This is a genomic window from bacterium (assembly GCA_035307765.1).
Taxonomy (GTDB): Bacteria; Sysuimicrobiota; Sysuimicrobiia; order Sysuimicrobiales; family Segetimicrobiaceae; genus Segetimicrobium.
Window position 1 is genome coordinate 17,578 of the sequence record DATGHU010000017.1, and the last position, 26,785, is coordinate 44,362.

Below are 26,785 nucleotides of genomic sequence, written 5' to 3' on the forward strand. Positions count from 1 at the left end.
GCTCCGATAGGGGAGGGGAGAACGATGGTAGGGAAACGGTTGATTCCTGTTGGTGGCGTGGTGGCACTGCTGGTCCTGATGGTCCTGGGGAGCGGGTCCGTGCCGGTGGCGAGCGGCGCGCCGAACTGTCCGCCCAAGGTCGCGCATCCCCCGCTCGTCCAGACCGGCACGCTGATCGGCGCGATCAACCCCACGGTGCCGCCGATCCAGTACGTCGACAAGGACGGGAAGATCGTCGGCCTGGACGTCGACCTCGGAAACGAGGTCGCCAAGCGCCTCTGCCTGACCATGCAGTTCTGGAGCCTGCAGTTCGCGACGATGATCCCCGGCCTCAAGGACGGCCGGTTCGACATGATCGACTCCTTCATGTTCTACACCGAGGAGCGGGCGGCTCAGGTCATCATGATCCCGTACGGCGCGAGCACCTTGGCGATCCTGGTGCCGCGGTCCGACACCGACAAGATCACGGGACCGAAGGACTTTTCCGGGAAGAAGTTCGGCGTCGAACTCGGCACCGTGGATGCGAACGACGCGACGAAGGCCGACCAGGACCTGAAGGCCGAGGGCAAACCGGGGATCGAGGTCCACACCTTCGCCAATTACTCCGATGTGCTGCAGGCGCTGCGGGCCGGCCAGGTGGACGCCGCGTTCGTCGGCACGGAGGAGGCCTACTACTACCAGCGGCAGGGACAGACGTTCTTCCGCGTCGCCCTCACCGGGTACGATCCGCACGCGGAGGCCCTGGCCTTCAAGGACCGCGACCTCGCCGATCGGGTGGCGGGGGTGCTGAACCAAATGAAGCAGGACGGCTCCCTGGACAGGATCTTCGCGCCGTACCACCATTGCCTCTTGCCGGGCCCCTACCAGGTCACGACCGGCCCGCTGCCGCCCCCAGCCTGCCAAAGCACGGGCGGGTAGCCCGTGACCAGCGGGGAATGCGCGGCGTAGCCCATGTGGCACTGGCCGGCATTCTTCGGCAACCTGGTCAGTCCGTATCTGCTGGCCGGCGCGTGGACGACGCTCTGGCTGTCCACCGCCTCGATGGCGATCGGCCTGTGTTGCGGGATGATCGCCGCCCTGATGCGCCTCTCCAGCAAGCCGATCCTCAACCTGCCGGCCTTCTTCTATATCTGGCTGATGCGGGGGACCCCGGTCCTGGTCCAGCTGATCATCATCTTCACGGCGCTCCCCCAGATCGGGATCAGGCTGAACGTCGTCCAATCGGCGTTGCTCGGCCTCGGCCTGAACGAGGGGGCCTACCTGGCGGAGATCATCCGCAGCGGGATTCTCGCCGTGCCGAAAGGGCAGTTCGACGCCGCCCGATCGGTCGGCATGCCCTATCCGATGATGATGCGCCTGATCGTGTTCCCGCAGGCGCTTCGGGTGATCGTCCCGCCGCTCGGCAACACATTTAACAGCCTGCTGAAGACGTCCTCGCTGGCCTCCGTGATCTCGATGGACGAGCTGCTGCGGCGCAGCGAAGTGCTGATCCAGCTGCGGTTCGAGGTCCTGGAGATCCTGATGGTGGCGGCGCTCTACTACCTCGTGTTCACGACGGTGTGGGGCTTGATCCAATCCCGCATCGAGGCCTACTTCTCGCGCAGCGTGGCCCCCTATCACGGCTCGCGCCCGGGTCCGACGGGGCGGACGCCGGGTATGGTGGAGCAGATCGAGCAGTCGCTGCTCGCCCACGATGCCCAATAGCCGCGACGATGCCGCCGTCTCCTAAGGGCGCGGACGCTCGGGACGCCGTGCTCGAGGTCGCGGACGTCCACAAGTTCTTCGGGCGCCAGCACGTGCTGAAGGGCATCAGCATGCGGGTCAGCAAGGGCGAGGTGGTGGTGATCGTCGGCCCGAGCGGCGGCGGCAAGAGCACGTTCCTCCGGATCATCAACCACCTGGAACGGGCCGACCAGGGATGGGTCAAGGTCGGCGGGCATCTGATCGGCTATCGCGAAGCGGGCGGCCGCCTGGTCGAACTGTCGGAAACGAGGATCGCCAAGCACCGCAGCGAGATCGGGATGGTCTTTCAGCAGTTCAACCTCTTCGCCCACCTGACCGCGCTCGAAAACATCACCGTCGCGCCGGTGAACGTGCTCAGGGTCGCCCGCCGGACCGCGGTCGACGACGCCCGGCGGCTGCTCGCTCTGGTGGGCCTTTCCGACAAGGCGAGCGCCTATCCCGAGCAGCTGTCCGGCGGCCAGCAGCAGCGCGTGGCGATCGCCCGGGCGCTGGCCATCCACCCCAAGCTCATGCTGTTCGACGAGCCGACCTCCGCCCTCGATCCCGAGATGGTGACCGAAGTCCTCGACGTGATGCTCAAGCTGTCCCGGGACGGGATGACGATGGTCGTCGTCACGCACGAGATCGGGTTCGCCCGCGCCACCGCCGACCGGGTGGCCTTCATGGAGGGAGGACGGATCGTGGAGGAAAATATGCCGGATCGGTTCTTCGCCAATCCCGAGAACGAGCGCACGCGGCAGTTCCTGAGCAAGGTCCTGCGGTGATGGCGCCGGAGGCCCGCTACGAGACGATCGCGCTCTCGCACGACGGGGGCGTGTCTCGGCTCACGCTCAACCGGCCCCCGCTCAACCTGGTCACCTCGACCCTGCTGGAGGAGGTCATCGCGGCCCTCGACCTCCTCGAGCAGCGGGGGGAGACCCGGGCGGTGATCCTGACCGGCGCGGGGGACCGCGCGTTCTGCGCCGGCGCCGACCTGGGCGAGGAGTCGCGCGGGGGAGGGGACGGCGGGTACCGGTTCCGGAAGCGCGGCCAGGCGCTCGTCGATCGGCTCGAGACGTTTCCGAAGCCGACCGTGGCCGGGATTCGGGGTTGGTGCATCGGCGGCGGGACCGCGCTGGCCTGGCCGTGCGACATCCGGCTGGCCTCCACCACGACGAAGTTCCGGACCGCCGATGTCTACCTCGGCCTCGTCCCCTCCTGGGGGATGGGCTTCGTCCGGCTCGTGCACTACGTCGGGCGCAACCGAGCGATGGACATGCTCCTCCTCGGCGAGGATGTGGGCGCGGAGGAGGCGCTGCGGATGGGCCTGGTCAGCCGGGTGGTGCCGGACGATCGCTTCGACGCCGAACTCGCCCGCATCGCGCTTCGGCTGGCCGGCTCGGCGCCGATCGCCGTGCGGGCGGTGAAGGAGGCGATCCGCGCGCAGTACCGCGATGGGTACGACCGCGCCAAGGTCCTCGAGGAAAGCTGGGCCGACCTCGTGGCGGCGACCGACGACGCGCACGAAGGGGTGGCGGCGTTCAAGGAAAAGCGCCGCCCGGCCTTCAAGGGTCGCTAGGGGCCGCCGGGTGGACTTCCGCCTCACTCCCCGGCAGCGGGAACTGCAGGACCGCGCACGCGAGGCGGTGGAGCGGGTCGTCGCGCCCGTCGCCTCCGGGGTGCTCCCCGGGCAGAAGCTGACGCCCGACCAGCTCCGCGGGATCTACGCGGGCCTGCGCCCCCTGGGCTACCTCGGCAGCACGGTCCCCGAGTCCGCCGGCGGAGCGGGGATGACGAACGTCGACTACGGCCTGCTGCTCGAGGCCCTGGCGCACGGTCCGGTCCTGCTCGGCGAGGTGGTGCTGCCGCGTCTCGTCCACCGCCTCGGCAACGCCGACCAGCAGCGCCGCTGGCTCGGCCCACTGCTGGCGGGAGACTGGATCTCCACCTCCGCGATCACCGAGCCGCAGGCCGGGAGCGACGTGCGTGGCATCCGGACCGCCATCGTCCGCGCCGCCGACGGGCTGCGCCTCCGGGGGCGCAAGAAGTGGATCAAGCTCGGCGGCGTCTCCGACCTCATGGCGGTGCTGATCGTGACGGACCCGGAGCGCGGCGCCGCCGCCGGCACGAGCCGGATCGTCGTGGAGCGCGCGCGTTCGCCCTGGCAGGCGGTCGAGGTCGAGGGGGTGGGGATGCGTAACCTCAGCTGGGCGGAGATCATCTTCGACGACGTCCCCGTCGACGCCGGGAACCTGCTGGGGAGCCCGGGGGAGGGCACCGAGGCGTTCTACCGCGGGATCGAGGCCTCCCGCGCCTTCGTCGCGATCGAGGCGGTGGGCATCGCCGACCACGCCCTCTCCATCGCCAAGGCCTACGTCCGCGAGCGCAGCGCCTTCGGCCGGCCCCTCGCCAAGTTCCAGGACATCCAAGGGAGGCTGGCCGATGCCGCCGCCGAACTGGACGCGGCGCGCCTCCTCTCCCTGCGCGCGCTGGCCCTCCTCGACGCCGGGGAGCGCTGCCCGCTCGAAGCCTCCATGGCCAAGGCGTACGCCACCGAGGCGGCGGTGCGGGTGTGCGGTGACGCCATGGACTGCATGGGAGCCCACGGGCTCTCCCAGGAGGCCGGGGTCGAGGAGTGCTGGCGGACCGCGCGGATGCTGACGGTGATCGACGGCACCTCGGCCATTCAGCGCCTCATCGTCGGACGCGAGCTCCTGGGGGAGGCCGCCTTTGTCTAGCCGCACCACCCCGACCGTTCGCGAGATCCTCCACCCGCGCTCGGTGGCGGTGTTCGGGGCGTCCGAGAGCACCGACAAGTTCGGCGGCCGGATCACCCACTACCTGATCAGGCACGGGTTCGAGGGGCGGTTGGTGCCGATCAATCCCAGCCACCGCGAGGTGTTCGGGCGCCCCTGCGTGCCGCGCATCGGCGCCGCCCCCGGCCCGATCGACGTGGCCATCCTCGCCGTTCCCCCCGAGGTGCTCGTGCCGATGGTGGAGGAGTGCGGGCAGGCCGGCGTCGGGTGCTGCGTCATCCTGACGATCGGGTTCGCGGAGACGGACACCCCCGAGGGCGTCGCCGCCCAAGCCCGCCTGGTCGAGCTCAGCCGGCGGTACGGGATCCGGCTGGTCGGCCCCAACTGCCTCGGCCTGATCAACCCGCACCACCATCTGGCCCTGACCTCCTCGGTGGCGATGGAGGTGCCCGCACTGATCCCGGGCGCGATCGGGCTGATCAGCCAGAGCGGGGCGCTGATGGTATCCATCCACAACCGGGCCCACGCCTCGGGGATCGGCTTCAGCGCCTGCGCCTCGCTCGGGAATCAGGCGGACCTCGAGATCTGCGACTTCCTGGAATACATGGTCGAGGATCCGCTGACGCGGGCGATCTGCCTGTACGTGGAGGGGTTCAAGGATCCGATGCGGTTCCTCCGCGCCGCCGAATCCGCACAGCGGGCGAGGAAACCGGTGATCATGGTCAAGGTCGGGCGGACCGGCCCGGGCGTGCGCGCCGCCAAGTCGCACACGGCCAGCCTGGCCGGTGACTTCGCCGTCATCGAGGCCGCCTGCCGGGAGCGGGGGGTGATCCTCACCGACGACCCCAACGACGGGATGGTGCAGGCCGCCGACGTACTGGCCCGCTGGGGCGCGCCGCGCGGGGACGGGATCGGCGTCCTCTCGCCGTCCGGCGGCGGGGTGTCGGTCACCGCCGACCGGTTGACCGAGCGCGGCCTCCGGCTGGCCGCGCTCCACCCCTCGACCCGGGACCGCCTGCGCGGCCTGCTGCTTCCGCCGCAGGTGAACAACCCGCTCGATCTGGGCGGGCGCCTCTCCGCCGACATCATCGAGAACGCCGGCCAAGCCATGGCCGCGCTGGCGGCCGACCCGGACGTGTCGGCCCTCATGATCATGCTCAGCACCACGCCGTTCTTCGCCGAGGTGACGCGCGAGCTGGCCAAGGCCGCGCTCGCCTCGGGGAAGCCCGTGGTGACGATCGTGATGCCGGGGTCCGCCGCCGACCGCCCCAGGGAGGTCCTGCGCCAGAGCGGATGCCCGTTCTACGACCGGCTGGACGACGGCGTGCGGATCTGGGAGATCTGGACCGCGTACTGGCGGGCGCTCCAGCGCCCGGCCATCGTGCCTCCGGGAGACCCGCCGCGCCCCGCCGGCGCGGCGGAGGCGCTGCGCCGGGCTCCCGCGGGCGCCCTCACCGAGCCCGAGGCGAAGACGCTGATCGCGGCGTACGGCATTCCCGTCACCCCGGGCCGGATGGCGGCGACGGGCGACGAGGCGGTCGCCGTGGCCGGGGCGATCGGGTATCCGGTCGCCCTGAAGGCGGTGTCGCGTCGGGTGGTGCACAAGACCGAGGCGGGGGCGGTGCGCCTCAACCTGGCCGACGCCGCTTCGGTGCGCGAGGCGTTCGCCGCGGTCGCCGACGCGGTCCGCCGCTACGACCCGGCCGCGGTCGTGGAGGGCTGCCTGGTCCAGGCGATGGCGCGGGCGGAGGCGGAGGTGATCGTCGGCGTCCGCCGCGACCCCCAGTTCGGCCCCGTCGTCCTGGTCGGCGCCGGCGGCATCCTGGCCGAGCTGATGCGGGACGTCCAGATCGCGCTGGCCCCGGTCTCGGTCGAGCGTGCGCGAGAGATGCTCCGAGCGCTTCGGGTCTGGCCCGTGCTGGAGGGCCTTCGAGGACGACCGGCGCTCGATGCCGACGCGGTCGCCGAGATCGTGAGCCGGATGAGCTGGCTGGGGGCCGATCTCGACGGCCGCCTCGTCGACCTGGAAGCGAACCCGGTGCTGGTCCGCCGGGCGGGGGAGGGGGCGGTGGTGGTCGACGCCCGCGGCGCCACGCAGGGAGGGCCGTCCGATGCCTGAGGATCCGGCCGGAGGGGCGCGCACCTCCTACGGCGGGCCGACGATCGATGCCTGCGCCCACCACCACTGGACGAATCAGCTGGAGCTGATGGAGTACATGCCGGAGGGGTGGCGCGAGTTCCTGGGACGCCCGGGCGCGTTTCCCGGCGGCGGGGTGATGGCCGCCGTCCCGGTGCACAAGTACCAGCACCCGGAGGGCGACAAGCTGACCGAGGCCTGGCCGGAGGCGGGTGGTCCGCCCGGCTCCGACCTGGACACCCTTCGGCATCAGCTGCTCGACCGGAACCGTCTGGAGCGGGTCGTGCTCGCGCACGACGCGGCGATCGTGGCGCCGACGATGCCCAACCACTATCTGGCGCTGGAGGTCGCCAAGGCGGCCAACACGTGGTCGGCCGAGCGGTGGATCGGCCGCGACGAGCGGATCGCCTGCCTGGCCATGGTCCCGAACCAGCTCCCCGACGAAGCGGCCAAGGAGATCCGCCGGATCGCCGCCACCCCCGGCTTCGTCGGCGTCGTGATGGGGGGCAACGGGCTGGGGAAGCCGTTCGGCCATCCCGTCTACCACCCGATCTACGAGGCGGCGGCGGAGTGCGATCTGCCCGTCGTGCTGCACGCCGGCGGGGACGCGACCCCGGATGTGATCACCCACACCGCCGGCGGCGGGCTGCCGGCGACCTACGCCGAGTACGAGGTGCTGAAGGCGCAGCCGGTCATGACGCACCTCGTGAACATGATCGTGCAGGGGGTCTTCGAGAAATACCGCGGGTTCCGCCTGATGGTGGCCGGCGTCGGCATCGCCTGGCTGCCGTCGCTGTTCTGGCGCTTCGACACGAACTACAAGACCTTTCGCCGCGAGGTCCCCTGGCTGAACCGGTCGCCGAGCGAGGTGCTCTGGAGCAGCATCCGGATCGGGACGTGGCCGCTGGAGCAGGCGCCGGGACGCGAGGCGCTGGTGCGGCACATGCGCGCCTTCGGGCCCGTCGAGGATCTCCTCTGCTACGCCAGCGGCTACCCCGACCGGGAGATGGATCCCGCCGCGGCCGCATCCGAGCGGCTGCCGGCGGAGTGGCACGCCAAAGTCTTTCACACCAACGCCGCGGGGTTCTACCGATGGCCGGGCGGGAGCCCTCCGCGCGGCCCCGGCACCGCCGCCGGGGGCGGGACCTCCCCGCCGTAGGCCCGCGGTGCGCCCGGAGCCTGCGCCGTGTCGTATAATCAGCGCAGACGTCCGCAAGGGAGGCGGGGAGCGATGCGGTACGGCGGCCCGTGCATAGACGCCGACGTCCACCACGATTGGGCGTCGGAGGCGGAACTCCACCAGTACCTGTCCAAGGAGTGGCGGGAGTACGTGCGGCTGCCGGGGAAGACGACGAACCGCATTCGCCCCGCCACGATGGCGTACCCGCACACCGGCGGCACGAACAAGCGCATCGACACCTACCCGCCCAACGGGGGCGGCCCGGGATCGGACTACGCCACGATGAAGCGCCAGCTCCTCGATCCGCTGGACGTCCGGGCGGCGATCCTGTCGTACAGCATCGGCCACAACGCCGCGCTGCCGAATCTCTACCTGGCGACCGCCGTGTGCCGCGCCGCCAACGACTGGTCGATCGACCGCTGGCTGGACGGCCGCGACGACCGGCTCTACGGGGCGGTGCTGGTCCCCACCCAGGTCCCGGACGAGGCGGCGGCGGAGGTCCGGCGAGTCGGCCGCCATCCGAGGATGAAAGAGGTCATCCTGATCTCCAACGGCCTGGGGAAGCCGTTCGGGCACCCCGCCTACCACCCGATCTACGAGGCCGCGGCCGACGTCGGCCTGCCGGTCGCGCTCCACGTCGCGGGCGAGCTGAGCGCCACCGGCGCGCACATCGCGGGCGGCGGGGTGCCGAGCACCCGGCTCGAGAACATCACCCTCGCCCCTCAGGCGGAGCAGCACCACCTCACCAGCCTGATCGCCCACGGCGTCTTCGAGAAGTATCGCGACCTCAAGATCCTGCTGGTGGAGAACGGCGTTTCCTGGCTGCCGTGGCTCTTGTGGAACCTCGACGACAATTACCGGTACTGGCGGCGGGAGAGCCCGTGGGTGAAGAGGCGGCCCAGCGAGTACGTCCGCGAGCGGGTGAAGCTGACCACCCAACCGCTGGAGGACCCCGCCCGCCCCGAGCAGCTGATGGAGGTGCTGGAGTCCTTTGGCGGAATGGAGGATCTCCTCTGCTTCGCCACCGACTACCCGCACTGGGACGCCGACGATCCGCAGTACATCGCGCGCAAGCTGCCCGAGGCGTGGCTGCCGAAGGTCTTCTACGAGAACGCCCGGGAGTTCTTCGGCCTGCCGAAGACCGCGCCCGCGCAGGCCGGCGGGGGGACGGCCCGGGGGTGATCCGGGACGTCGGCCCCCTCGAGGAGTTCCCCGAGTGGCAGATGCGGATTCTCAGCGTCGGGGGGCGGGAGATCGGCATCGTCCGGCTCGGCCGGCAGGTGTACGCGCTGCGCAACGTCTGTCCGCACCAAGCGGGACCGCTCTGCCGCGGGCTGGTCTTCGGTAAGGTCGTCGCCGCCGGAGCGGGGCGGGTGGAGGTCGATCGCGAGCATCCCGTCGTCACCTGCCCCTGGCACGGCTGGGAGTTCGATCTCATGAGCGGCCGCTGCCTGACCGACCGGAGCAAGCGGGTCGCCGTGTACCCGACCGAGGTGCGGGAGAACCGCGTCTTCCTGAGGACCGGGGAGTCGTCCCGGGGCTGACGTGCGTCGAGCCCAGTCCCGCCGATGGGGTCTCGCGGGACAACTCGGATGCGACGGCGCGGTCGATTCCTGCGACCCCGGAGATCGGAGCGCTATTTCCGATGGTGTTGCCGTCCACTCAAGAGGGGGGCACCGATGCGGTGTACGGGGAGGATCGTCAACGGCGGAACGAGCGCGGGCGTTGTGCGCCCACGCGTCCCGCGGGGACGTTGCCTGCTCACACTGAACGCGGCCCCGCCGGGCGTGTCGACGTGACCGCGGCGGCCGGTCCCGCTTCACGCGGTGCGGTGTCGCTTCGGGGGCGACGTCGATGACGGGATTGCGGTCCGTCCCGGGACTCGACGTCCGGGCGCAGTCCCTGGTCCGGGTCGGCGACGCCGAGTTGGGGATGGCGCGCACCCGGGAGGGAGATCGGCTCGCGGCACTGGCCCCCACCCGGCCGACCGCGCTGGAGGGGCTTGAGGGGGACACGACCTCGTTCGAGGGGGGGTGGCTCCTGGTCGGGCCGGCCACTCCCCGAAACCTGCGCGCGCTGCGAACGCTGCTCCCATGGCTCACGCCCCGGCCCCTCGGACTGCAGCGCTCCTTCGGGTTCGGGGACCGCCTCGGATGTGCCACCCCCGGGCACATCCGCGCGATGCGGGCGGCGGGCGGGGGGCTCGCCCCGATCTTCGCCCAGCAGTCGATCCGCGAGATGGAGCGGACCGGCCGCAGCCCCGAGCAGGTGCTGGATGACGCCACCTGGGGGGTGTTCGCGGAAGGGTGGCGGGAGGGGTTCGGCGCCGACGCCGATCACCTGAAGACGACGGCCGACGTCGACGCGTGCCTGGCGGCGGGGTACACGTTCTTCACGTTCGACCCGGGGGGATATGTCGACCCGGCCGCGGAGGGCCGGCCGGAGGGGGCGCTGCGCGCGGCGCTGGAGGCGCTCCCCTGGGGGGATCTCGACGACAGCAGCGGGCGGATGCGGGACCGCTACCGCAGCCAGACGCTCGACCTCGGCGGCCGATCGATGCGCGTCGACGAGGAGGAGGTCGTTCGGGCCGCCGTCAAGTACGGCCGCGCCGTGGCGCACGCGCTGCTCCTGTACCGCCACCTTCGGGCGCGCAGCGCTGATGCGGAGGTGGAGATTTCCGTGGACGAGACCGAGACCCCCACCACCCCCGCCCAGCACATCTACATCGCCACCGAGCTCCGTCGCCTGGGCGTCCGCTGGGTGGGTCTGGCCCCGCGCTTCGTCGGCCGCTTCGAGAAGGGGGTGGACTACCTGGGCGACCCCGCCGCGTTCGATGCCGACGCCGCCACGCACGCGGCGATCGCGCGGCGGCTCGGGCCGTACAAGCTGAGCCTCCATTCCGGATCCGACAAACTGAGCGTCTACGGCGCCTTCGCACGTCGGGCGGGAAACCTGCTCCACGTCAAGACCGCCGGGACCAGTTACCTGGAAGCGCTGCGCACCATCGCGGCGCTGGATCCGGGGTTGTTCCGTGAGATCTACGCGCTGGCGCACGATCGCTACGAGCAGGATCGGGCCAGCTATCACGTATCGGCGAGCCGAGATCGCGCGGCGGCACCCGATGCGGTGTCGGATGCGGCACTCGCCTCGCTGCTCGACAGCTTTGACGCCCGGCAGATGCTGCACGTCACCTTCGGATCGGCGCTGGCGCGCTACGGAGACCGCGTGCACGCCCTGCTGCGCGCGCACCCCGAGGCCTACGACGCCAATCTGGAACGTCATTTCATCCGGCACCTCTCTCCGCTCGCCGCCCCCACGCCCGGGGTGCGGGGCTGACGTTGGATCCGCTCTTCAGCCTGACCGGCAAGGTGGCGGTGGTCACCGGCGGGACGGGCGTCCTGGGTGCGGTCATGGCGCGCGGCCTGTCCGCCGCCGGGGCGAGGCTGGGGATCCTCGGCCGCCGGGAGGAACGCGCCCGGCAGGTGGCGGCCGAGATCGAGCGGGCCGGTGGGGAGGCGATGCCGCTGCCCGCCGATGTGCTCGTCCGCGAGGACCTGGAGCGCTGCCGGAAGACGGTCGTCGAGCGATGGGGGGGCATCGACATCCTGGTCAACGCCGCGGGCGGCAACCTGCCCCGGGCGACCCTGGAGGAGGGGGAATCGATCTTCAACCTTCCGCTCGATGCGTGGGCGTCCGTCGTGGATCTGAATCTCCTGGGAACGCTCCTCCCCGTGCAGGTCTTCGGCGCGGCGATGGCGGAGGCCGGGCAGGGGTGCATCGTCAACATCTCGTCCATGGCGGCGCAGCGATCGCTCACCAGGGTGCCGGCCTACTCCGCGGGAAAGGCCGCGGTGGAAAACCTGACCCGCTGGCTCGCGGTCGAACTCGCGCGCAAGCACGGGCCGGGCCTGCGCGTCAATGCTATCGCGCCCGGGTTCTTCATCGGGGACCAGAACCGCACGCTGTTGATCAACCCGGACGGGAGCCTCACCGCGCGGGGGAGGCGGATCGTCGATCACACGCCCGCGGGGCGGTTTGGCGAGCCGGAGGAATTGGTGGGGACGCTGATCTGGCTCTGCGGCCCGGGCAGCCGCTTCGTCAACGGCGCGGTCATCCCCGTCGACGGAGGCTTCAGCGCGTTCAGCGGTGTGTAGCGCGGCCCCGGTGTGTCGGGCGCTCGCCTCGGCCCGGCCCGCACGCTGATTGCAGGAGTTCGTTCACGATAACCCCGCCCCGCGCCGGCTGCGGTGGCCTTGACGAGGGGATGGAGCGGATGGCCACGTCGATGCAGGCAGCGGTGATTCGCACGCACGGCGGTCCCGACCATCTCGTCGTCGAGCAGTTCGCGCGCCCCGAGCCCGGCCCCGGTGAGGTTCTGGTGCGGGTGGGCGCTTGCGCGCTCAACCACCTCGACATTTTCGTGCGGCGCGGGATGCCCGGCCTGCCGGTCCCGCTCCCGCACATCGGCGGGGGCGACATCGTCGGCTGGGTGGAGGCGCTCGGTCCGGGCGGCGGGGGAATCGCGGTGGGGGCGCCGGTGCTGGTCGACCCATCTTCCGAGCACGGGATGCTGGGGGAGACCAGGCGCGGCGGGCTGGCCGAGTTCGTCAGCGTCCCGACGACCAGCCTGCTGCCGCTTCCGGACGAAGCGCGCCTGCTCGAGTTCGCCTGCCTGCCGGTTGCCTACGGGACCGCCCACCGGATGCTCTTCACCCGAGCCAAGCTCGAGGGGGGGGAGTTGCTGGTGGTGGTCGGCGCGAGCGGCGGCGTCGGCGTGGCCTGCGTGCAGCTCGGCAAGCGGATCGGCGCCCGGGTGATTGCCGTCACCAGCAGCGACCAGAAGGCGCGGCGCCTCACCGAGCTGGGGGCGGATCACTGTGTGGTCGCCGCCGATGGGCAGTTCGGGCGAGCGGTCTGGGAGCTCACCGGCAAGCGGGGCGCGGACGTGGTGGTCGATTACTCCGGCAAGGAGACCTGGCCTCAATCCCTCCGCTCGCTCCGGCACGGCGGCAGGCTGGTCTGCTGCGGTGCGACGTCCGGGTACGAGGCGGTGACCGATCTGCGCTACCTGTGGGCGCGCGAGGTGGACGTCCGCGGCTCCGACGGCTGGGGGCGCGACGATCTGCTCCAGCTGAGCCGGCTCGTGGCCGCGGGGGAGCTGCACCCCGTCATCCACGCCGTACTGCCGCTCTCCCGGGCGCGGGAGGCGGTCGCGGAGCTCGAGCAGCGTCGGGCGTTCGGGAAGGTGCTGCTGGTGCCCGACGCGCAGCTGGGCCGCGTCGCGCAGGCAGGGGGGAGGGGGTATCCCTCTTGAAAGGGTGGGGGCGGCGGTGTAGCACGTTGTGTGCCCGACCGGGATGCGGACCGAGTCAAAGGGAGGCCAATTGATGAAGGGGTGGAGATCCATGAAGCGGACGGAGTGGAAGCAAGTTGCCGTAGGGGTGTCGCTGGCCCTGGCGCTGGGGTTCGGCGTGAGCGGCGGTGTCAGCGGGGCCAGCCCGAGCTTCACGATGACGATCGGCGACGTCGAGCCGTACACCGGCGACCTCGGGCCGCTCGGGGCGCCGGCGGACAAGGCGGTGAAGCTGGCCACGGCGCAACTCAACCAGGCCGCCAAGCAGGCAGGGCTCAGGATCACCTTCAAGCTGTCGACCGCGGACACGCGGACGGATCCACAGGGAGCGATCCTGGCAGCCCGGCAGGTCATCGATGCGGGGGCGACGTGCCTCACCGGTCCCGCCACCACCCCCGAGGCGACCGCCATCCTGAACTCGGTCACCAAGCTCAAGCACATCGCCATGATGCCCTCGGCGACGAGCACCAAGCTGCGGAAGGTGGACGACGGGCACACCATCTTCAGGACCGCTCCGCCGGATAATCTGCAGGCGCGCGCGCTGGTCCTCGCCGTCAAGGGCGCGCTGGGCGCCGCCCAGGGCAAGACGGTGGCGATCGGCTACCAGAACTCCCCCTATGGCGAGGGACTGGCCAACACCTTCAAACAGGAGTGGACGGCGATGGGGGGAAAGATCCAGGGCCCGGTGGGATACGATCCCAACCAGGCCAGCTATGACTCGGAGGCGGCCGCGATCGTGAAGGACAATCCGGACGCCTTCGTCTTCGCCGACTTCCCGGACACCTTCGGCAAGGTGATCGCCGCGCTGCTGCGCACCGGCAAGTTCTCCGCCAGCAAGCTGTTTGTGTCCGATGCGCTCGCGGTCTCCCCGATCCCGTCCGCGATCCCAGCGGCCGGCCTGGAGGGAGCCCACGCCACCAACGCCGGGAGCCCCACCGGCACCCCTGAGGCGAAGGCGTTCAACGCGCTCTACCTGGCCGCGCCCGGGCCGCGGCGCTTCGCCCTCGACGCGAACAACTTCGACTCGGCGATCCTCTGCGGGCTCGCCGCCGTCGCCGCCGGCTCGAACGCCTCCGCGAAGATCGCCGCCGAGCTGCCCAAGATCTCGGGACCGGCGGGGCAGCCGTTCACCTACCTCAAGCTCTCCAGCGCGATGAAGGCGCTGGCCGCCGGAAAGCAGATCCACTACGTGGGCGTGTCGGGCCCGATCGACTTCGACTCACGCGGGGACACGAGTTCCGGTACCTTCGATCTCTCGACGTGGAAGAACGGCACCCTGGTCCTGGTGCGGAAGATCGACACCAAGGGGTGATCCGGAGGAACGCGGTCAAGGGGGGGAGAGGGGCCGATCGGGGCCCCTCCCGTCCCGCCGCCGTCGCGGCGGCCCCTACCCCAGGCGGCTTCCCCCGGCCGACGCGGCGGCCGGGCCCGCTCGAGGGGAAGGGGCGGGCGGGGTGCTGAACGCATCCTGGCGGTTTGCGGCAAGGCGGCTGGGCTTCCTGGTCCAGCCGCGCACCGCTGAAGCCCCCGCGCGTCCGGCGGGGCCTGCGGCGGGACGCGTCTGGGGATCCGCGGCGGTCCTGGGGGTGGTCGTCCTGCTCGTCGCCTCCAGGGGGGGCCAGGCGACCGCCCAGGCCACGATCAACGGGCTGGTCACCGGCACCTACTTCGCCCTGGGGGCCGTCGGGCTCTCCCTCATCTTCGGGGTGCTCCGCCTCGTCAACTTCGCGCACGGCGACATGCTGACGTTCGGCGCCTACATCGCCCTCCTGCTCAACGTGACGCTCCGCCAGTCGATCGTCACGGCGGTCGCGGGCGGGGTGATCGCGACCGCGGCCTTGGGGGCGGCCTCCGAGCTGGTCATCTGGCGGCCGATGCGGGCGCGGCGCGCCGGCGGCCTCCAGCTGCTGCTGATCGCGATCGGGCTGGCCTTCGTGATCCGAAACGCCATCCAGCTCGTCGCCGGGGCGGACCCGCTCCAGCTCCGGGTGAACGTCACCACCGCGATCGCCCTGCCCGGCGGGCTCCGCGTCGGCACGGTTGAGCTCGTGGTGGTGATCGTCGGACTGGTGGTGCTGCTCGGGGTCGCCACCCTCCTCCGCTTCAGCCGCCTGGGCAAGGAGATGCGCGCCCTGGCCGACAACCTGACCCTGGCCGAGGTGGCGGGGATCAACACCGGCCGGGTCATCGTCACCACCTGGCTCGTTGGCGGCGGCCTCGCCGGGCTGGCCGGGGTGCTCTCCGCGGCGGCCGCCGGGGTGATGACGCCGAACTTCGGGTTTCAGCTCCTGCTCAGCCTCTTCGCCGCCGCCGTGCTGGGCGGCATCGGCAACGCCTACGGGGCCGTGGTGGGGGGGGTGCTGCTCGGCCTGGCCGAGGAGTGGTCGACGATGTTCATCGATCCCCGCTGGAAGCTCGCCGTCGGCTTCGCGATCCTCATCCTGACGCTCCTGCTGCGCCCCAGCGGCGTGCTGGGGAGGCCGGCCCTCAAATGACGCTCGCGGCCTTCAACCTCGGGGCACTCGGCGCGCCCGATTTCTGGCTCGGGGTCGGCATCGTCGCCGGGATCTACAGCATCTTCACCCTGGGGCTGCAGCTGAACGTCGGGTTCACCGGCCTCTTCAACTTCGGCCAGGCCGGGTTCATGGCGGTCGGCGCGTACGCGATGGCGATCCTGATCCTGAGCTTCGGCTGGTCCCCGCTGCTGGCGCTGCCCGTGGCGACGGGCATCGCCGTGGTGGCGGGGGTCATCGTCGGCATCCCGTCGATCCGGTTGAGCGGCGACTACCTGGCCATGGCCACCCTCGCCGCGGCGCAGATCGTCGGGAGCGTCGTCCAGAACGCCGGAGGGTTGACGGGGGGCAATCAGGGCCTTCTGGGATTCGACGCGAGCTGGACGGCGCTCGCCGGCTGGATGCTCGCCCGGCTTTCCGCCGTGGGGCTGGGAGGCGAGAGCCAGGTCCCGCTCTTCGTCGTCACCTGGCTCACCTTCGGCGTCCTGGTGGTCGTGCTGCGGCTCGTCCTGCGCACGCCGTGGGGCCGCGTGCTGCGGGCGATTCGGGAGGACGAGGCGGCGGCCGAGGCGCTGGGCAAGAACACGTACGCCTACAAGCTTCAGTCGCTCGGCATCGCCGCGGCCGTAGGCGCCATCGCCGGCTACCTCCTCGCCCTCAACGTCACCCTCATCTACCCGCAGGCGTTCTCGGCCGACTTCACGTTCATCGGCTTCGCCATCCTGGTGCTGGGCGGGTTGGGGAGCTTCGCCGGGGTGGCCTGGGGGTCGATCCTGCTCTGGACCGTGCTCGAGGGCGCGAGCTTCATGCAGCTGCCCATCTCCGCCGACAAGGTCGCCGCGGTCCGGATGCTGATCGTGGGCCTGGTCCTGATCGGGGTGATGGTGCTGCGTCCGCAGGGCCTGCTGGGGAAGCGCCAGGAGATGGTCCTCCGTGGCTGAGCCGGCCGCGGCGCCCCCGTGGATCCTGGAGGTCCGCGGCCTCTCGCGCAGCTTCGGCGGGCTGCGGGCGGTGGACGGGACGAGTCTGGCGGTCGCCCGCGGCTCGATCACCGCGCTGATCGGCCCGAACGGGGCCGGCAAGACGACGCTGTTCAACCTGGTGACGGGATTCATCCGGGCCGATCGGGGCGAGGTGGAGTTCGACGGTCACGCTGTGTTCCGCCGATCCCCGCACGCGATCGCGCGGCTGGGGATGATGCGGACGTTTCAGATCACCAAGGCCCTCGCCGCGATGACCGTGCTCGACAACATGCTGCTGGCCGCGCGCGACCAGCCCGGCGAGCGGCTGCTCGGCCTGCTCACCCACCCGCGGGGCTGGCGCCGCCGCGAGGCACTGAACCGCGCGCGGGCGATGGAGCTCCTGGAGCGGTTCCGGCTCCGCGGCCAGGCGGGGGAGTACGCGGGCACGCTCTCCGGCGGACAGCGCAAGCTGCTGGAGCTGGCGAGGCTGTTGATGGCCGACCCGCAGCTGGTGCTGCTGGACGAGCCGCTGGCCGGCGTGAACCCGGTGCTCGGCCGGGAGATCCTCTCCCACATCCACGCGCTGAGGCGCGAGCGCGGCATGACCTTCTTCTTTATCGAGCACGACATGGAAGTGGTCATGAACAACGCCGACGTGGTGATCGTGATGGCCCAGGGCCGGGTCATCGCCCGCGGCGGGCCCGCGGAGGTGAGGCGCGATCGGGCGGTGATCGACGCCTACCTGGGCTCGCGGGCGGAGGACGTGGGATGAGCGTCGCCGCGGTCGGCCTCCCCCTGCTCCAGGTGGAGGGCGTCGCCGCCGGTTACGTCCCCGACGTCGACATCCTGGCCGGGGTGGACCTGCACCTCGGTCGAGGCGAGATCGTCACCGTGGTCGGCCCGAACGGGGCCGGCAAGTCGACCCTGCTCAAGGTGATGTTCGGGCTGCTGCGCCCCCGCGCCGGCCAGGTCCGCCTGCGGGGCGAGCGGGTCGACCAGCTGACCCCGCACGAGATCGTGGAGCGGGGGATGGGGTACGTCCCCCAGCTGGAGAACGTCTTCCCCTCGCTCACGGTTGAGGAGAACCTCGAGATGTCGGCGGGCCCGCTGGGGCGGGAAGAGGCGCGGCGCCGGGTGGCGGAGCTGCTGACCCTGTTCCCCGCCCTCGCCTCCGCGCGCCGCCGGCAGGCCGGCCTGCTGTCGGGCGGCGAACGGCAGATGGTCGCCATGGCCAGGGCGCTCGTGCTCCGCCCCGACGTTCTGCTCCTGGACGAGCCGTCGGCGGGCCTCGCGCCGGGGTACGTTGCGCTCGTCTTCGAGAAGATTCTCGAGATCCGCCGCGCCGGCGTCAGCGTGCTGGTGGTGGAGCAGAACGCCCGTCGGGCCCTCGCGTTGTCCGATCGCGGGTACGTGCTCGAGCTCGGGCGGAAGCGGTTCGAGGGCAGCGGGCGGGAGCTGCTCGAGAACGAGATGGTGATCGAGCTCTACCTGGGCCGGCGGCAGGGGAGGGGCACCGATGACTGAGGCCGCGTTGACGCCACAGTGGCGGGCGGAGCTCGCGGCCCGGCGGGGGCGGGTGCGGCGGCTGCTCGAGGAGAGCGGCTGCGACGTCGGGGTGATCTTCGGCTGCGACGGCCACAACGAGCACTTCCGCTACCTGACCAACTTCGCGCCGGTGCTGGGCGACAGCTGGCTGATCTTGGGGGCGGAGGAGCGCTGCGTCCTCACCTTCCAATGGCAGATCCCCGAGGCGCGGACGCTGTCGGGGATCGAGCGCTGGGAGGGCGCCTTCGACCCGGTGCCTCTGGTGCGGGATGTCCTGCGCGGGATGAGGCCGACGCGGATCGGGATCGCCGGCCTGGAGCGGATGCCGGTTCCGGTTCACGGGGCGCTGGCGGACGGGCTGGCCGCGCGGGTCGTCGATCTCAGCGCCTCCGTGGCCGGCCTGCGCCGGCGGAAATCACCCTTGGAGGTGGAGCGGCTTCGGGCGGCGGCGCGGATCACGGACATGATGCTCGACGCCGCTCGGGCGATGGCGCGGCCCGGCGTCACCGAGGCCGAGCTCGCCGCCGAGCTCTCCGTCATACCGCTCAGGCGCGGCGCCCGGTGCGCCTTCGAGACCACCGTCGTCTCGGGCGTCGACGCCCCCGTGTCGATCAGGCGCCCGACCGGCCGCGCCCTCGCCGTCGGCGACAGCGTGATGGTGGACCTGGGCGCGGAGGTGGAGGGGTACCAGGCGGACGCGACCCGCACGTTCGTGGTGGGGGCGCCGAGCCGGGCCCAGCTGCGGGCCTGGGACGTGGTGCGGAGGGCGTACGAGGCCGCGGTCGGGCTGGCGCGGCCGGGGGTGCCGTGCTGCGAGCTCCAGCGCGCCGCGGCCCGGATCATCACGGACGCCGGGTTCAGCCTGGAGCACCGGATCGGCCACGGCATCGGCCTGGCCACCTCGTTCGAGTGGCCGAGCCTGGACGGCGAGCAGGCCCCGCTCGAACCGGGGATCACGATCTGCATCGAGCCCGGCGTGTACGCGCCGGGGATCGGGAACATGAAGCTGGAGGACGACGTGCTGATCACCGAGCGCGGCTGCGAGCTGCTCACCCACAGCGACCAGGGCCTGGAGGCGAGGCCGTGAACCGGCGCCGGCCCTGGATCCTCACCCCGAACCTGGGGGACATCACCGCCGAGGCCGCGGCGCTCGATCCCGGCCGCATCGCGGCGATCGCCGGCCAGGAAGAGCACTCGTACGGCGAGCTCGAGGCGCGGGCCCGCCGCTTCGCGGGGCTGCTCGTCGAGTCGGGGGTCGCCCCGGGCGAGACGGTGGCGCTCGCGCTCGGCAACGACTGGCGCTTTCTCGAGACGCTGCTCGGCACGCTGCGCGCCGGCGCCGTCGCGCTCCTCGCGAACGTGAAGCTGGGGGCCGACGCGCTTGCCTACATCACCGCGCACAGCGAGACCCGGCTCATCGTGGCGGACGGCGCGCTGGGCCCGAAGCTCCAAGCTATGATCGGGGCGGCGAAAGGCCTCCGGGCCACGCTGGCGGTCGGCGCCGATGGCGGCGGCATCCCCTACGAGGAGGCGCTGGCGGCGGCCCCGGACGCGCCGTCCCGTCCCGCCGCGCCGGACGATCTGGCCCTGTTGATGTACACCTCGGGGTCGACGGGCCGCCCGAAGGGCTGCATGCTCAGCCACAGCAACACGTGGTGGCAGGCCCGCTCCACGGCCCGGACCATGCTCCTCGACCGCTCGGACCGGGCGCTGGTGATGGGGCCGCTCTATCACGCCAACGCCCTCTGGGGAGCCCTGCTGCCGATGCTCTTCACGGGCGGCAGCGTCGTCATCCTCCGCGACTTCGACCCCCGCCGGGCGCTCGAGGCGATCCACACGCACCGGGCGACGTTTAGCTCCGGCACCCCGTCCATGTACTCGCTCCTGCTCGCCGACCCGGAGATCTCCCGCTTCGATCTCTCCTCGATCGTGCTGCTGGAGTGCGGCTCGGCGCCCGTGCCGGAGGAGCTGATGTCGCGGATCAAGGCGACCTTCCCCTGCGAGGTGGTGGAGACCTACGGGCTGACCGAGGCCGGCGCCAACCTGCTGAGCCCCCGCTGGGGGGTGCAGAAGCTCGGCAGCACCGGGCTGCCGGTGCCCGATGTCGAGATCCGGGTCACCCCGCCGGACGATCCCACCCGCGACTGCCCGCCGGGGGAGGTGGGCGAACTCTGGTCGCGCTCCCCCGCCAACGCGCTCGGGTATCTCAAGGAGCCGGAACTGACCGCGCAGCGGTTCACATCCGACGGCTGGGTGCGGACCGGGGACCTGATGCGCCGCGACGCGCAGGGGTACTGCTACTTCTGCGGGCGCACCGACGACATGATCAGCGTCGGCGGCGAGAACGTGTACCCGAAAGAAGTGGAGACGATCGTCCTCACCCACCCGGCGGTGGACAGCGTGGGGGTGGTGCCGGTGGCGCACGCCGTGAAGGGCGAGGCCCCGGTGGCCTTCGTCGTCCTCAAGCCGGGGGCGGAAGCGACGGAAGACGAGCTGAAGGCGCACTTCCTCGCCCGGGGACCGGCCTACGCCCATCCCCGCCGGGTCTTCTTCACCGACCAGCTGCCGATCTCCAGCACCAACAAGCTGGATCGGACCGCGCTGAAGCGCCGGGCGAGCGCGCTCCTGCCGGACGGGCTGGAGGCCAGCCGATGAACGATCCGCATCCGGCGGACAAAGTCGCGATGTCCCGCGAGGAGGCGGAGCGCCTCTTCGCCTCCTGCGAGCTGCACCGCGCCGTGGGCCTAGAGCTGTTGGACTGGGAGTCGGGCCGGGTGCGGTTTCGATTCACCCCGCCGGCGATGGCGCGCTCGGGCGAGGGCGGGACCGTGCACGGGGGCGCGATCATGACCGCGCTCGATGTCGCCGCCTGCTTCGCGGTCATCTCCGTGGCGGGGCAGGATTGCTTCACGGTGGATCTCCGGGTCGATTTCCTTCGCCCGGCCGCGGGCGCCCCGTTGGTCGCCGCGGGGACCGTCCTGCGGGTCGGCCGCCGCCTCGGCTCGGCGGACGCGGTCCTGACCGGACCCGAGGACAAACTCCTCGCGACCGCCCGGGGGACATTTACCTGGTGAGGTGGTTGGCGAAACGCGCAATCAGAAGGAGCGTGCGATGACGGACTCGGTGTTTCCGTTCGACCTGAATCACGCGGCGGAGGAACTGGCGCGGGGTGGCCCCACCATCGATGTGGAGGGGCAGCGGATCGCGTGCGCTCCGCTGTTCGAGACGGCCCGCTCGCAGGCGGCGCTGTTCCGGCTCCGGCCGGGCCAGCGCATCCCCGCGCATCGGCACAGCGCCATCGACGACATCTTCTTCTGCGTCAGGGGACGCGGCCGGATCCGGACCTGGGACGCCGCCGGGACCGCGCGCGACCACCCGATCGAACCGGGGGCGGTGTTCCTGGTCCAGCCGGAGACGGCCCACGAGGTGGCGTGCGCGGGAGACGAGTTCTGCTACGTCCTGCTCCAGGCGCCGAAGGAGCTCTACGACAGCCACGCCTATTCGGCGGGCGCCGCCTCGTGACGGCCGTGACCGAGACCGAAGGCTTCGTGGACTTCCGCGGGCACCGCGTCTTTTACCGGATCGTCGGGTCCGGCGAGGCGCCGGGGAAGTATCCGCTGCTCACGCTTCACGGGGGTCCGGGAGCGGCCCACGACTGTCTGGAGCCGCTCGCGGTCCTCGCCCGCACCGGCCGCCGGGTGATCTTCTATGACCAGCTCGGCTGCGGCCGCTCGGACCAGCCCCACGACCCCGCGCTGTGGACGATCGACCTCTTCCTGGAGGAACTGGCGGTGGTCAGGCGGGCCCTCCAGCTCCCGGCGGTCCACCTGCTCGGCCTCTCCTGGGGCGGCATGTTGGGGCTCGAGTACGCCACCCGCCAGCCGCCCGGCATCGTCAGCCTGATCGTGGCCAGCGCGCCGGCCAGCATGCGGCAGTGGATGGACGAGGCTCGACGCCTCCGCGCCGAGCTTCCCGACGAGGTGCAGCGGGTCCTGGACCGGCACGAGCGGGCCGGCACCACCGACGATCCCGAGTACCAGCGGGCGATGATGGTCTTCTATGAGCGGCACGTGTGTCGGGTCAAGCCGTGGCCCGACTGCGTCCAGCGCTCGATCGGCCAGCTGATGAGGAACCCCGAAGTCTACCTGACCATGAACGGCCCCAGCGAGTTCCACGTCACCGGCACGCTTCGGGAATGGAGCGTCGAGGAGCGCCTGGGACTGGTGCGGGTGCCGGTCCTGGTGACCAGCGGCCGGTACGACGAGTGCACGCCGGCGATGGCTGAGACGATCCAGCGGCGGATCCCGGGGTCGGAATGGGTGCTCTTCGAAGAGAGCGCGCACTTTTCCCATGCCGAGGAGCCGGAGCGGTATGCGTCCACGGTGACCGCGTTTCTGGAGCGGGTGGAGCGGGATCGGGGCCGAGGCACGCTCTGACCGATCATCCGCGGCCGCTCCGATCGGCGACGGGGTGGGGGGTCCGCCACGCGCGTTGTGCCCCGCGCCCTGGCGGTCGAGTGTCGTAAGGTTCCCAAGATCGGTACACTGGCGGCGCCATCGCGCGCACCGTCGTTGCAGATGCAGTGACGGCGCGGCGGCGGTCAAACGACCCCGCCCCGCACTGGTCGGCGCGCGCTAACCCCCTGGTCTTCCGGAGGTCGGATACGGGCAGATACCGTGTAGCAGGATCCATCCGGCGATCCTCAGGCGAGCAAGCCCGATGTGTTGGAGGGCGCCGCGACCGGATGACCGCCAGATCTACGCCAGCGAAGAGTGCTCATGGACGTGGGACAGAGAGGCAGTAGCGGAATCAGGGCCCTCCCGGGTCCCTTGCGCCCCTTGTGCCTGGCTCGGGAGGTGCGCATTACCCCCCAGGCCGCCCTCGCAGGCGTCATGGTGCTGGCGGTGGCGATGCGCTTCGTATCGCTTGGGCGCAATAGCCTGTGGGACGATGAGGCGTTCGTCGTCTGGGTCGTGCGCCACGGGTGGCGGGAGATTCTGCCGATCCTGCGGCAGGGCGACGTGCACCCGCCGCTCTACTACGTGCTCATCAAGGCGTGGACGAGCCTCGCCGGTACAGGCGAGGCAGCGCTTCGGTTCCCATCGGCCTGCTTCGCCGCCGTGTCGGTCGCCCTGACCTACGTTCTGATGCGTCGGATCGCCGCCGAAGGGACGGCGCTCCTCAGTGCATTTCTCGTCGCGGTGTCGCCCTTCCAGGTCATGGCCGCGCAAGATGCTCGGATGTACGCGCTCCTCGGCGCGCTTGCCCTGGCGTCGACGCTCGTCCTGCACGAGGGGGCGGTCCGGGGCGGGCCGAAGCCGTGGGCCGCCTACTCCATCTTAGCAGCCCTGATGCTCTACACCCACGACTTCGCCTTCCTCGCCCTCGCCGCGCACGGGGCGTGGGCGTTGCTGTACGCGCGCCGACGGTTCGGGCTGTGGCTCGCGGCGGCCGCAGTTGCCATAATCTTCTACGCCCCGTGGCTGCCGTCTCTGTGGGCCCAGATCTTGCAAGCGGCGGGGTCGTCGCTCCTGCCGAGTTCGTCGCCGAACGTGATCGTCGGCGACACCATCGGCATGCTGTCCTTCGGCGGCTCGCTGTTCGGCATGGGCGACTTCTTCCGGCGCGGGACGCTCGGGCCGGCCGGTCAGTTCGTCGTGCTCCTGCCCTTCCTCGCCGTTCTGTGGCGCGGCCTCGCGGGGCGAGAGCGACCGGACATCGCCCTCATCGCCATGCCGCTCGGCCTCACGCTCGCCGTGTTGGTCGCCTTCCGGTTGGCGGTGCCGATCTTCTTCGCACGTTGGGTTTCCTTTCTGGGACCATTCTACCTGATGCTCCTGGCCAGAGGGATCGTCGACATTGGCGCCAGAGCCCCCGAGCGGTGGAGGGCTTGGACCACGATTGTGGTGACGGGCGCGCTCCTCGCCTACGGCATGCCGGCACTCGCCGACTACTACCTGGACACCACATCCCGCCGTGACTGGCGGGGCGTCTCGACGGTGGTCGCGCAGGGGATGGGGCCGCACGACGTCGGGTTGTTCGTCGGCCGCGCCACAGCCCAACTGCCGTTCTCCTACTACTTGCCCGGCCTCCCCTCGGTGACGACCGATCTGCGGAGGCCCATCGCGGAACCGCAGCTGCGATGGCTGGCAGCACGCTACCCACGCATGTGGTTGATCGTCGCCCGGCCGTACAGCCCGTATGGTCCCTATATGCGTGCGTTCTTCCCGGCGCTCGGGAAGGCGTACCAGGTGGTCGGCGCGCACGACTTCAAGGGTCAGATATGGGTCTACCTGCTCCGGGCGGTGAAGTGACTTCGGGAAAACCGCAGCTGCGCTGCTTCCGCCTGCGGTGATCCGGTGCATTCCGACGCGAATAGACTTCCGCTCCTCCTCTTCCTCCATTGTGGACCCCACTCCGTGAAGCACCGTCCTCGGCTGCATATTTATCCAGTCCGCTTGCACACATAGCGTTCGGTCATTTCCGCCAGGCTCCCATGCCCTCGGCAGCCCTGGGGAGGGAGGCCGATCGCTCAACTTGGGTCGGTGAGGGGGCGCCAGGATCTTGGCTGGTATCCTGCGCATCCGGCAGAAGTCCTCCGCTCCGGAGCGTGATGGCTGCATGAAGTCTCCGTCGGTTCCACGCAAATTCCACGAATTGGTGCAAAATTGGGCCCCAGCCTTTCATGCCAGCGTATCGGATGGATGAGAGATATCGTTCGGACGCATGAGGGCGTGGCGGTCCATCCTCTGGCGTGTCTTGGGCATTAAGAGACGGCAGGAGGGGATGCGAATGTTCTCGTTGCTTCGTAAGACCCTGAAACACAAGGACCACGGGTTCACACTGATCGAGCTGGTGGTCGTTCTGGCTATCCTGGGAATCCTGATCGCCCTCGCCGTCCCGCGTTACCTGGCCGCTCGGAAGAAGGCGTACAAGTCTGAGGCGGACAACATTCTCCAGGAGACGAAGACCCTGGAATGGGCCTACTATCAGCAATACAACACATTCGACTCTGCGGGGGGGGCGCTTGGGCTCGCGATGCCGGGTGGCTCGTATTGGAACACACCGGCGATCACTGGGACAGCGACGAACGTGACGATTACGATGAGCGGACTACAGAGTCCTCTGGACAGCACCGACAGCGTGTGGATTACTCTGTCGAGCGACGGATCGTCGAGCGGTGGGGCCACGTACTAATTAGTCACCCCTTTTCACCACAACCGACGGGCGGCCGAGTTTAGTCGAAGTCTCGGCCGCCTGAATATTTGACGGAACCTATCACAACCGGAGCCGTGTTATACACCGGGACAAAGGGAACGTCCCTTATTTCTGGAGTACAGTACGAGCACTCGGCACCTGACCAATCTCCGGGCAGGCCCCGCCAGAGGTCCACCCGTGGATGCCTCCCCCGCGCCCGGCTATCCGGCCGAGCGCCTGTCTCCTATCTTCCAGTCCTCCGGCTTTCCCCATATCTAGAATCCTATGGCACGGGCACAAAGACCCAAAAGGTCCTTCATAAGTTCCACATCAGTCCTTGGCAGAGTCTTCACGGCCGATGCTTACAGTGGAATTGCGGCACGGATCACTGATGGTCGCGGCCACCGGTCGCTGGAAGCGTCCGGTGGCGGAACCAGAGGGTCCGTGGCGCACAGCCGCCAGCAGAGCGGCCCGAGAAGGAGGCACACGATGCGAACGATCATCTCTATTGTGCTGGGTGCCCTTTTACCGCTCCTTGGGCTGACCGGAATCGGTCAAGCTCAATCGGCGATCGAAGTGCAGGGGACTATCGCGTCGGTGGACTGCGTGGCGGGAACCGTCGTCCTGAATGCGTCCGACGGCTCCGAAACGTTCGGCACAGGCGACTACACGGCGGTGTTGGTGAATTCGACCAGCGTTCCTTTCTGTAGTCTGGAAGGGTACATTGGCGCGCCAACGAACGTCTGGCTCATCCCCGATGGCAGCCAATTCTCGGCCACGCAGATCGATGTGACGGGACCCGCGGCCGTGGTCCCTGCGCCATCGGCGGCGGTGTCGCCGCTGCCGATCGTCGGCACCGTTCTGGGGACGATCGTCGCGGCTGGGCTCGTCTATCTGATTGTGCATGGTCCCGATGACGGGTATTATCGCTATCCCTACTACGGCGCGTACTATCATTACTACTACCGCCCTCAGTACGGGCCGTACCGAGGATACTATCCTGCATCGGCGCCAATCATCACGGTCGCCCCGGCAATTACGGGATTTGTGCTTGGGATCGTCGTGGTCAACAGTTTCCAATATATCCTCACCCGTGACTCAGACAATCATTTCTACCGCTACCCCTACTACGGGCCGTACCGGCAGCACTATTACCGGCCGACGTACAGGCCGTACACGGGGGTCTATCGGGATGTTCCGGTGCGGCAAGGTGATTCACGCTGGGATGCGCCGGCTCATGCAATTAGCCAGGTGAATTACGTTCGGCCGACCCCGCAGCGGCAGGTTGTCCAGCCGACCCCGCAGCGGCAGATTGTCCAGGCGGCCCCAGAGCGGCAGGTTGCTCAGCCGGTCCCAGAGCGGCAGGTTGTCCAGCCGACCCCGCAGCGGCAGGTTGCTCAGCCGGTCCCAGAGCGGCAGG

Annotated in this window: 25 protein-coding genes; all 25 read left to right on the plus strand. The window is 70.3% G+C overall.

Going from position 1 to position 26,785, the window contains the following annotated elements:
• Positions 1 to 24: 24 nt before the first annotated feature.
• On the plus strand, positions 25 to 918 hold the full coding sequence (locus VKV57_05980; GenBank protein HLW59461.1) for an ABC transporter substrate-binding protein: 894 nt from the start codon (positions 25 to 27) through the stop codon (positions 916 to 918).
• A gap of 33 nt (positions 919 to 951) precedes the next feature.
• Positions 952 to 1,704, plus strand: a complete 753-nt coding sequence (locus VKV57_05985) for an amino acid ABC transporter permease (protein ID HLW59462.1) — start codon at positions 952 to 954, stop codon at positions 1,702 to 1,704.
• Between the two features lie 8 nt (positions 1,705 to 1,712).
• Entirely contained in the window at positions 1,713 to 2,507 is a 795-nt protein-coding gene (locus VKV57_05990) for an amino acid ABC transporter ATP-binding protein (protein HLW59463.1), read from the plus strand.
• Positions 2,507 to 3,301, plus strand: a complete 795-nt coding sequence (locus VKV57_05995; GenBank protein HLW59464.1) for an enoyl-CoA hydratase/isomerase family protein — start codon at positions 2,507 to 2,509, stop codon at positions 3,299 to 3,301. Before VKV57_05990 ends, VKV57_05995 begins: the two co-directional genes overlap by 1 nt.
• 10 nt (positions 3,302 to 3,311) lie before the next feature.
• Complete coding sequence (locus VKV57_06000) at positions 3,312 to 4,460, plus strand: acyl-CoA dehydrogenase family protein (GenBank protein HLW59465.1); 1,149 nt, start codon at positions 3,312 to 3,314, stop codon at positions 4,458 to 4,460.
• Positions 4,453 to 6,597: an acetate--CoA ligase family protein gene (locus VKV57_06005; protein ID HLW59466.1), complete on the plus strand. Its 2,145-nt coding sequence runs from the start codon at positions 4,453 to 4,455 to the stop codon at positions 6,595 to 6,597. The genes VKV57_06000 and VKV57_06005 overlap by 8 nt, the downstream gene beginning before the upstream one ends.
• On the plus strand, positions 6,590 to 7,774 hold the full coding sequence (locus VKV57_06010) for an amidohydrolase family protein (GenBank protein HLW59467.1): 1,185 nt from the start codon (positions 6,590 to 6,592) through the stop codon (positions 7,772 to 7,774). Before VKV57_06005 ends, VKV57_06010 begins: the two co-directional genes overlap by 8 nt.
• Positions 7,775 to 7,846: 72 nt before the next feature.
• Positions 7,847 to 8,977: an amidohydrolase family protein gene (locus tag VKV57_06015; protein HLW59468.1), complete on the plus strand. Its 1,131-nt coding sequence runs from the start codon at positions 7,847 to 7,849 to the stop codon at positions 8,975 to 8,977.
• On the plus strand, positions 8,974 to 9,339 hold the full coding sequence (locus VKV57_06020; GenBank protein HLW59469.1) for a nitrite reductase (NAD(P)H) small subunit: 366 nt from the start codon (positions 8,974 to 8,976) through the stop codon (positions 9,337 to 9,339). Before VKV57_06015 ends, VKV57_06020 begins: the two co-directional genes overlap by 4 nt.
• A 310-nt stretch (positions 9,340 to 9,649) precedes the next feature.
• Positions 9,650 to 11,131 carry a tagaturonate epimerase family protein gene (locus VKV57_06025; GenBank protein ID HLW59470.1) on the plus strand — a complete coding sequence of 494 codons (1,482 nt, stop codon included), beginning with the start codon at positions 9,650 to 9,652 and terminating at the stop codon, positions 11,129 to 11,131.
• Complete coding sequence (locus tag VKV57_06030) at positions 11,128 to 11,949, plus strand: SDR family oxidoreductase (GenBank protein ID HLW59471.1); 822 nt, start codon at positions 11,128 to 11,130, stop codon at positions 11,947 to 11,949. The genes VKV57_06025 and VKV57_06030 overlap by 4 nt, the downstream gene beginning before the upstream one ends.
• A 110-nt stretch (positions 11,950 to 12,059) precedes the next feature.
• Positions 12,060 to 13,109 carry a zinc-binding dehydrogenase gene (locus VKV57_06035; GenBank protein HLW59472.1) on the plus strand — a complete coding sequence of 350 codons (1,050 nt, stop codon included), beginning with the start codon at positions 12,060 to 12,062 and terminating at the stop codon, positions 13,107 to 13,109.
• A 91-nt stretch (positions 13,110 to 13,200) separates the two neighbouring features.
• A complete protein-coding gene (locus VKV57_06040; GenBank protein ID HLW59473.1) occupies positions 13,201 to 14,460 on the plus strand; it encodes an ABC transporter substrate-binding protein in 1,260 nt (419 codons plus the stop codon).
• 142 nt (positions 14,461 to 14,602) lie between these two features.
• Positions 14,603 to 15,643, plus strand: a complete 1,041-nt coding sequence (locus tag VKV57_06045) for a branched-chain amino acid ABC transporter permease (protein ID HLW59474.1) — start codon at positions 14,603 to 14,605, stop codon at positions 15,641 to 15,643.
• Positions 15,640 to 16,602 carry a branched-chain amino acid ABC transporter permease gene (locus VKV57_06050; protein HLW59475.1) on the plus strand — a complete coding sequence of 321 codons (963 nt, stop codon included), beginning with the start codon at positions 15,640 to 15,642 and terminating at the stop codon, positions 16,600 to 16,602. Before VKV57_06045 ends, VKV57_06050 begins: the two co-directional genes overlap by 4 nt.
• On the plus strand, positions 16,595 to 17,395 hold the full coding sequence (locus VKV57_06055; GenBank protein ID HLW59476.1) for an ABC transporter ATP-binding protein: 801 nt from the start codon (positions 16,595 to 16,597) through the stop codon (positions 17,393 to 17,395). The genes VKV57_06050 and VKV57_06055 overlap by 8 nt, the downstream gene beginning before the upstream one ends.
• A complete protein-coding gene (locus tag VKV57_06060; protein ID HLW59477.1) occupies positions 17,392 to 18,147 on the plus strand; it encodes an ABC transporter ATP-binding protein in 756 nt (251 codons plus the stop codon). Before VKV57_06055 ends, VKV57_06060 begins: the two co-directional genes overlap by 4 nt.
• A complete protein-coding gene (locus VKV57_06065) occupies positions 18,140 to 19,255 on the plus strand; it encodes a Xaa-Pro peptidase family protein (protein ID HLW59478.1) in 1,116 nt (371 codons plus the stop codon). The genes VKV57_06060 and VKV57_06065 overlap by 8 nt, the downstream gene beginning before the upstream one ends.
• Positions 19,252 to 20,823 carry a class I adenylate-forming enzyme family protein gene (locus tag VKV57_06070; protein HLW59479.1) on the plus strand — a complete coding sequence of 524 codons (1,572 nt, stop codon included), beginning with the start codon at positions 19,252 to 19,254 and terminating at the stop codon, positions 20,821 to 20,823. The genes VKV57_06065 and VKV57_06070 overlap by 4 nt, the downstream gene beginning before the upstream one ends.
• Complete coding sequence (locus tag VKV57_06075; GenBank protein HLW59480.1) at positions 20,820 to 21,242, plus strand: PaaI family thioesterase; 423 nt, start codon at positions 20,820 to 20,822, stop codon at positions 21,240 to 21,242. Before VKV57_06070 ends, VKV57_06075 begins: the two co-directional genes overlap by 4 nt.
• Positions 21,243 to 21,279: 37 nt before the next feature.
• The gene (locus tag VKV57_06080) at positions 21,280 to 21,690 is read left to right on the plus strand and encodes a cupin domain-containing protein (GenBank protein ID HLW59481.1); all 411 of its coding nucleotides are present in this window, start codon (positions 21,280 to 21,282) and stop codon (positions 21,688 to 21,690) included.
• On the plus strand, positions 21,687 to 22,604 hold the full coding sequence (locus tag VKV57_06085) for a proline iminopeptidase-family hydrolase (protein ID HLW59482.1): 918 nt from the start codon (positions 21,687 to 21,689) through the stop codon (positions 22,602 to 22,604). The genes VKV57_06080 and VKV57_06085 overlap by 4 nt, the downstream gene beginning before the upstream one ends.
• Before the next feature lie 420 nt (positions 22,605 to 23,024).
• The gene (locus VKV57_06090; protein HLW59483.1) at positions 23,025 to 24,482 is read left to right on the plus strand and encodes a glycosyltransferase family 39 protein; all 1,458 of its coding nucleotides are present in this window, start codon (positions 23,025 to 23,027) and stop codon (positions 24,480 to 24,482) included.
• Positions 24,483 to 24,954: 472 nt separating this feature from the next.
• Positions 24,955 to 25,365 (plus strand): type II secretion system protein, encoded by a 411-nt coding sequence (locus tag VKV57_06095; GenBank protein HLW59484.1) that lies wholly within the window; start codon positions 24,955 to 24,957, stop codon positions 25,363 to 25,365.
• Between the two features lie 489 nt (positions 25,366 to 25,854).
• A partial coding sequence (locus VKV57_06100; protein HLW59485.1) for a hypothetical protein occupies positions 25,855 to 26,785 on the plus strand: 931 nt, incomplete at its 3' end.

Coding starts and splice junctions, on each gene's coding strand:
- VKV57_05980 (HLW59461.1), top strand. CDS start 25: ATGGTAGGGAAACGGTTGATTCCTGTTGGTGGCGTGGTGGCACTGCTG.
- VKV57_05985 (HLW59462.1), top strand. CDS start 952: ATGTGGCACTGGCCGGCATTCTTCGGCAACCTGGTCAGTCCGTATCTG.
- VKV57_05990 (HLW59463.1), top strand. CDS start 1,713: ATGCCGCCGTCTCCTAAGGGCGCGGACGCTCGGGACGCCGTGCTCGAG.
- VKV57_05995 (HLW59464.1), top strand. CDS start 2,507: ATGGCGCCGGAGGCCCGCTACGAGACGATCGCGCTCTCGCACGACGGG.
- VKV57_06010 (HLW59467.1), top strand. CDS start 6,590: ATGCCTGAGGATCCGGCCGGAGGGGCGCGCACCTCCTACGGCGGGCCG.
- VKV57_06015 (HLW59468.1), top strand. CDS start 7,847: ATGCGGTACGGCGGCCCGTGCATAGACGCCGACGTCCACCACGATTGG.
- VKV57_06025 (HLW59470.1), top strand. CDS start 9,650: ATGACGGGATTGCGGTCCGTCCCGGGACTCGACGTCCGGGCGCAGTCC.
- VKV57_06035 (HLW59472.1), top strand. CDS start 12,060: ATGGAGCGGATGGCCACGTCGATGCAGGCAGCGGTGATTCGCACGCAC.
- VKV57_06040 (HLW59473.1), top strand. CDS start 13,201: ATGAAGCGGACGGAGTGGAAGCAAGTTGCCGTAGGGGTGTCGCTGGCC.
- VKV57_06050 (HLW59475.1), top strand. CDS start 15,640: ATGACGCTCGCGGCCTTCAACCTCGGGGCACTCGGCGCGCCCGATTTC.
- VKV57_06060 (HLW59477.1), top strand. CDS start 17,392: ATGAGCGTCGCCGCGGTCGGCCTCCCCCTGCTCCAGGTGGAGGGCGTC.
- VKV57_06065 (HLW59478.1), top strand. CDS start 18,140: ATGACTGAGGCCGCGTTGACGCCACAGTGGCGGGCGGAGCTCGCGGCC.
- VKV57_06075 (HLW59480.1), top strand. CDS start 20,820: ATGAACGATCCGCATCCGGCGGACAAAGTCGCGATGTCCCGCGAGGAG.
- VKV57_06080 (HLW59481.1), top strand. CDS start 21,280: ATGACGGACTCGGTGTTTCCGTTCGACCTGAATCACGCGGCGGAGGAA.
- VKV57_06095 (HLW59484.1), top strand. CDS start 24,955: ATGCGAATGTTCTCGTTGCTTCGTAAGACCCTGAAACACAAGGACCAC.